The organism is Saccharomonospora iraqiensis subsp. paurometabolica YIM 90007, assembly GCF_000231035.2.
GTDB classification, from domain to species: Bacteria; Actinomycetota; Actinomycetes; order Mycobacteriales; family Pseudonocardiaceae; genus Saccharomonospora; species Saccharomonospora paurometabolica.
Window position 1 is genome coordinate 64,304 of sequence record NZ_KI912213.1, and the last position, 5,691, is coordinate 69,994.

General features: G+C 74.5%; 5 protein-coding genes. 4 read left to right on the forward strand and 1 reads right to left on the reverse strand.

Annotation, left to right across the window (positions count from 1 at the left end; genetic code table 11):
• The coding region (locus SACPADRAFT_RS25665; RefSeq protein ID WP_007026213.1) for a Stk1 family PASTA domain-containing Ser/Thr kinase at nt 1-953 on the forward strand (953 nt) is incomplete at its 5' end.
• Nucleotides 954-1,093: 140 nt separating this feature from the next.
• Nucleotides 1,094-2,488: a wax ester/triacylglycerol synthase family O-acyltransferase gene (locus SACPADRAFT_RS0204925; protein WP_007026214.1), complete on the forward strand. Its 1,395-nt coding sequence runs from the start codon at nt 1,094-1,096 to the stop codon at nt 2,486-2,488.
• A gap of 32 nt (nt 2,489-2,520) precedes the next feature.
• On the opposite strand, the gene SACPADRAFT_RS0204930 is transcribed toward SACPADRAFT_RS0204925, so the two are convergent.
• Nucleotides 2,521-3,924, reverse strand: a complete 1,404-nt coding sequence (locus SACPADRAFT_RS0204930; protein ID WP_007026215.1) for a class II 3-deoxy-7-phosphoheptulonate synthase — start codon at nt 3,922-3,924, stop codon at nt 2,521-2,523.
• Between the two features lie 394 nt (nt 3,925-4,318).
• Between SACPADRAFT_RS0204930 and SACPADRAFT_RS0204935 the strand changes: the two genes are divergently transcribed.
• Both SACPADRAFT_RS0204935 and SACPADRAFT_RS0204940 read left to right on the forward strand, forming a co-directional pair.
• Nucleotides 4,319-5,260 (forward strand): ABC transporter substrate-binding protein, encoded by a 942-nt coding sequence (locus SACPADRAFT_RS0204935; RefSeq protein WP_007026216.1) that lies wholly within the window; start codon nt 4,319-4,321, stop codon nt 5,258-5,260.
• A gap of 107 nt (nt 5,261-5,367) precedes the next feature.
• A partial coding sequence (locus SACPADRAFT_RS0204940; protein WP_407690014.1) for an iron chelate uptake ABC transporter family permease subunit occupies nt 5,368-5,691 on the forward strand: 324 nt, incomplete at its 3' end.

The following is a 5,691-nucleotide window of genomic DNA, read 5'->3' on the forward strand; positions in this document are numbered from 1 at the left end:
GCACCACCGACACCGGGGTGGGCGAGCCCCACCGGGAACCCCCGGAGGACGGGCCCGCCCGGCCGGGCGGGCTGCGTCGGGTGCCGCTGCTGGTGTGGGCATTGGTCGGGCTGCTGCTGGCGGGCGGCGTCGGCGCCGGGCTGTGGTGGGTCAACGACGGCCGGTACATCACCGTCCCCTCCGTGGCCGGCACGGAACGGGATCGTGCCGAGGACACGCTGCGCACGGCGGGACTTCAGCCCGAGATGGTCCGGGAACGGCACAACACCACGCCGAACGGCACCGTCATCCGGACCGAACCCGCCGAGGGCGCCCGGGTGACCGAGGGCGACGCGGTGACCGTCGTGGTGTCGATGGGCAGGCCCGTGGTGCCCGACGTCCGGCCGGGGGCGTCGGTGGAGCAGGCACAGCAGGCGATCTCCGAGGAGCAGCTCGAGCCCCGGCGCGACCCCGAGGCCGACCGCTACAGCGACCAGGTGCCCGAGGGCGCGGTCGTGGCGCTGGAGCCCGCGCCGGGCAGCCAGGCCAACGTCGGGGACGCCGTCACCATCGTGGTGTCCCAGGGGCCGCCGCCCACCCCGGTCCCGGACGTCTCGGGCCAGGGACGGGACCAGGCGTTCCAGGCATTGCGGAACGCGGGATTCGAACCGTACGAGGCGGGGGCGGAGTTCTCCGAGAGCGTCCCGGCGGGCCGGGTCGTCCGCACCGAGCCCGCCGCGGGCGGCACGATGGAGGACGGCAACCGGGTCGGGGTCGTGCTCTCCAACGCCGTCGAGGTCCCGTCCGTGGTCGGCAGACGGGCGCAGCACGCCGTCCGGATCCTCGGTGAGGCGGGACTCGGTGTCGAGGGCGGCAACGGGCGCGGACCGATCAGCTTCGTGGTGGGGCAGAGCCCCGACGGGGGATCCCTGGTCCGGCCGGGCACCACCATCAGCCTGACAGTGGTCCCCTGACCGCGCGGTCCCGGGCGCCGGGTCTCGACCCGCGCCCGGGACGTGCCGATGGGGACGGGTGGGCACCGTCCGGCCCGGCATCAGCGCGAGGGGGACACGGGCCCACGGTCCTGTCACCACGCCCCCGGGGAGAGGCGCCGATGCCGGCCGACCGGCTGAGTGCACTCGACATCGCGTTCCTGTGCCTGGAGGGGTCGACCACCCCCATGCACATGGGCGTGATGGCCACCTTCACCCCGCCCGCTCCGGTCGACGCGCACCGGGTGGCGGCCCTGGTCACCGAACGGGCCGCGGGCATCCCCCGGTTGGCGCGGCGGGTGCGGTTCGACCCGCCCCCGTTCCGGGGCGCGAGCTGGGAGACGGTCCCCCGGTTCGACGCCGCCGACCACGTCCGGGTGCACCACCTGGACGGCCGGGACCGGCCCGCACCGGGCGACCCGCTGGTCGAGATGGCCTCCGCGTGGCTGGCGGCGGGTCTGGACACCACCGCGCCACTGTGGGAGGCCCGCATCGTCACCGGATTCCCCGACGGGAGCTTCGCGTTGCTGCTGAAACTGCACCACGCGCTCGCCGACGGCACCGGAGCGGCGCAACTGGCGCTCGGACTGCTCGACGGTGCCGGTGCCCCACGGCGCCGCGTCCCGCCCCGTGCCGACACGGGGGCCACCCACACGGAAACCGCCGACACGGGGGCCGCCGGGGTGCCCCGGTCCCCGCTGGGAACGGCGCTCGGGGAGGTCGGTGCCGGGGTCCGGGACGCCCTCGGACAGGCCGTCGGGCAGGCGGCCGGCACCGCGGGAATCGCCACGACGATGCTGCGCTCGGTGCGGCCGTGGCCCCCGCCGGCCACGCTCACGGCGAACTCGCCCCGCAGACGGATCGGCCTGGTCCGTCTCGACATGGCCGAGGTCCGGGCGGTCCGTGCCGCCCACGGTGGCACGACGAACGACGTCGTGCTCGCCGTCGTGGCCGGAGCCCTGCGCGAGTGGTTACGGGGCCGGGGGCGGGACCCGGACCGGTCCGCACTGCGGGCGCTGGTCCCGGTCAGCGTCCGCGGTCGCGCGGAGCGGCCCACGGACGGCAACGCCCTGTCCGGATACCTGTGCGACCTTCCGGTGGAGGTCGACGACCCGGTCGAGCGGCTGCGGCGGGTGCGCTCCGCGATGGAGCACAACAAGCGGACGGGCCCCACCAGGGGCGCGGGCGCGTTCCCGGTGTTGGCCGGGCGCCTGCCGTCCGGGCTGCACCGGCTCGCCACGCGCGGGGTCGGACACGCCGCACCGCTGCTGTTCGACACCGTGGTGACCACTGTCGGCCTGCCCGGCCTGCCGATGGGTCTGGCCGGCGCCCCGCTCCGGGAGGTCTACCCGTTCGTGCCGCTGGCCCCGCACCAGTCCCTCGGCATCGCCGTGGTGCCCTACCGCTCCGGCCTGCACGTCGGGCTGCAGGTCAACGCCGACGCCGTCGCCGACGTGAACGCCCTGTCCGACGCGGTGACCAAGTCCCTGTCGGCGCTGTACCACCGCCGCCCGTGAGTCCGGCCGGTCCGGCGCGGCTCGGGCGCGGCTCAGGCACGCAGCATCTCGGCCACGAGGAAGGCCAGCTCCAGCGACTGCTGGGTGTTCAACCTCGGGTCGCACGCCGTCTCGTACCGTCCGGAGAGGTCGAGGTCGGAGATGTCCTGTGCCCCGCCGAGGCACTCGGTGACGTCCTCACCGGTCAGCTCCACGTGGATCCCACCGGGGTAGGACCCGAGCTGCCGGTGCACCTCGAAGAAGCCCTGCACCTCGTCCACGACGCGGTCGAAGTGCCGGGTCTTGTAGCCGTTCGACGACTCGTGGGTGTTGCCGTGCATCGGGTCGCACTGCCAGATCACCTTGTGCCCGGACGCCTCGACCTTCTCCACGATCGCGGGCAGCACCTCGCGCACCTTGCCGTTGCCCATCCGGGAGATGAGCGTGAGCCTGCCCGGCTCGTTGCGCGGGTCGAGCCGTTCGACGTACTCCACGGCCTGCTCGGGCGTGGTCGTGGGGCCGATCTTCACCCCGATCGGGTTCGCGAGCAGCTCGGCGAGGGCGATGTGCGCACCGTCGAGCTGGCGCGTGCGTTCCCCGATCCACAGGTAGTGCGAGGACAGGTTGTACAGCTGCGGCTCGGCCGATTCCGGGTCGTCGAGCCGCAGCAGCGCCCGCTCGTAGTCCAGCAGCAGCGCCTCGTGCCCGGCGAAGATCTCCGTGGAGTGCAGCGAGCTGTCGCTGACCCCGCAGGCCGACATGAACCGCAGTCCCCGGTCGATCTCGGAGGCGAGCGCCTCGTACCGCTCGCCGGCGGGCGAGGTGCGCACGAAGTCCTTGTTCCAGTCGTGCACGCGCGTGAGGTCGGCCATCCCCGCGCCGGTCAGCGCCCGCACGAGGTTCATCGCCGCGCCCGCGTTCGCGTAGGCGCGGATCATGCGCCCCGGGTCCGGGATGCGCAGCTGCGGGTCGGGCGCCAGCGAGTTGACGATGTCGCCCCGGTAGACGGGCAGGCCGAGCGCGTCGGTGCTGCTGGACCGCGGCTTGGCGTACTGCCCGGCGATCCGGCCGAGCTTGACCACCGGCAGACTCGCGCCGTAGGTGAGCACGACCGCCATCTGCAGCAGTGTGCGCAGGTTCGCCCGGATGTGCGGCTCGGTGTTCGACTCGAACGTCTCCGCGCAGTCACCGCCCTGCAGCAGGAAGGCCTCCCCGCGGGCCACCATCGCCAGCCGTTCCCGCAGCCGGTCGATCTCGGCGGGCACGGTGACCGGCGGCACGCTCTCCAGCACGGCGCGGACCCGGGCGACCCCGTCCGGGTCGGGCCACTCCGGCTGCTGCGCGGCGGGGCGGGAGAGCGCGTCGTCCAGCCGCCTGCGCAGCTCGGCGGGCAACGGCGGGAGCGAGGGCAACGTGTCGACGGGGACATCCACGGTCCAGTTCACGACCCCCAGCATACGAACCGGTGCCCCGCCACGGTCGTGGGGCGCCGGGACCGCACCGGGACCTCCTGTGACAACGCCCACCCCAGCGGGCCTTCCGCGGCCCACGGGGGCGGCGGGACCCGGGCGGACGGCCTCCGCCGAGCAGTACCGGAAGGCGGCGCCGTCCGGCCTGGTACCGTCCTGGCCGACGCGGGCGGGAGCGAAGTCCGGTGGGATTCCGGCGCTGTGCCGCAACTGTGATGGGCCGACGGTGATCCGTGGAGACGCGGTGCGACCGAACGGCCCGAGCCAGGTCGCCTCCCGTCCGTGCCGACGCCATCCGCCTCCGGCGCAGAGGTGGCGGCGTCCGCGACCGCGGAAGCGGTCCGGCGCGGCCTCCGGCGCCGGACCGAGAGACCGAGGTCCGATGTTGTCTGTCAGACGGTTGTTGCTGCCGCTGTTGCTGGTCCCGTCCCTGATCCTGACCGCCTGTGCCGAACGGGAACCGGCCGAATCCGCCCCTGCGGGGGACTCCGGGGACTTCCCCGTGGAACTGCGCCCCGAGGGGGCCCCGGCGGTCACGCTGGACCAGCGGCCCGACCGCATCGTGTCCCTGTCCCCGTCCACGACCGAGACGCTGTACGCGGTGGGTGCCGGCGAACAGGTGGTCGCCGTCGACGAGATGTCGACCCACCCCGGACGGGCGCCGCGGACCGACCTGTCCGGGCTCAGCCCGGATCCCGAGTCGATCGCCGGGCACGATCCCGACCTGGTGATCGTGCAGTCGGACCGGGACGGCACGCTCGCCGACTCCCTCGCCGAGACCGGGATCGAGACGCTGGTGCTGCCCGCACCGGGGACGCTGGACGGGATGTACCGCCAGTTCGAGCTGGTGGGCCGGGCCACCGGCCACGCCGGGGCCGGGGCGGAGCTGGCCGAGGAGACGGCGGCCGAGATCGACGAGCTCGTCGCCGCGGCCCCGGAGCGGACCGGGGAGCTGAGCTACTACCACGAACTCAGCCCCCAGCTGCACAGTGTGACCTCGACGACCTTCATCGGGCAGGTCTACGACCGGTTCGGGATGACCAACATCGCCGACCAGGGCGACCCCGGGGCCCACGGGGGCTACCCGCAGCTGTCCGCCGAGCGGGTGCTGGAGGCCGACCCGGACCTGATCGTGCTCGCCGACACCCGGTGCTGCGGGCAGGATGCGGACACGGTCGCGCAGCGGCCGGGGTGGGACACCCTCACCGCCGTCGAGCGGGACCGGGTCGTCGGCGTCGACGACGACCTCGCCTCCCGCTGGGGACCGCGCCTGGTCGAGTTCGTCCGCACCGTCTCGGACGCGGTGCGCCGGACGGACGGGTGACCGTGCTCCGACGTCGGACCGATACCGCCTCCCCTCCCGGTGCCCCGGCCGTGGCCGGCGCCGGGAGGGGTACTCCCCCACCGGCGTCCCGGGCCGGGACGACCCGCCTGCGCGTGCGGACCGTGGTGCTGTTCGTGCTCACCCTGCTCGCCGTGTCGGTGTTCGCGATCGTCGTCGGATCCGGTGAGCTCGGTGGGCACCGGGTACTCGCCGAGATCGTCGCCCAGGTCACCGGGGGTGTGTCCCCGTTGTCGGAGCGGGAGGCGGCGATCGTGTGGCAGCTGCGCGCGCCCCGCGTGTTGCTCGCCGCGGTCGTCGGTGCGGCGCTGGCCGGGGCGGGTGCGGCCTTCCAGGGCGTGTTCCGGAATCCGCTGGCCGAGCCGTACCTGCTCGGCGCGGCGGCCGGTGCCGGGCTGGGCGCCACGATCGTG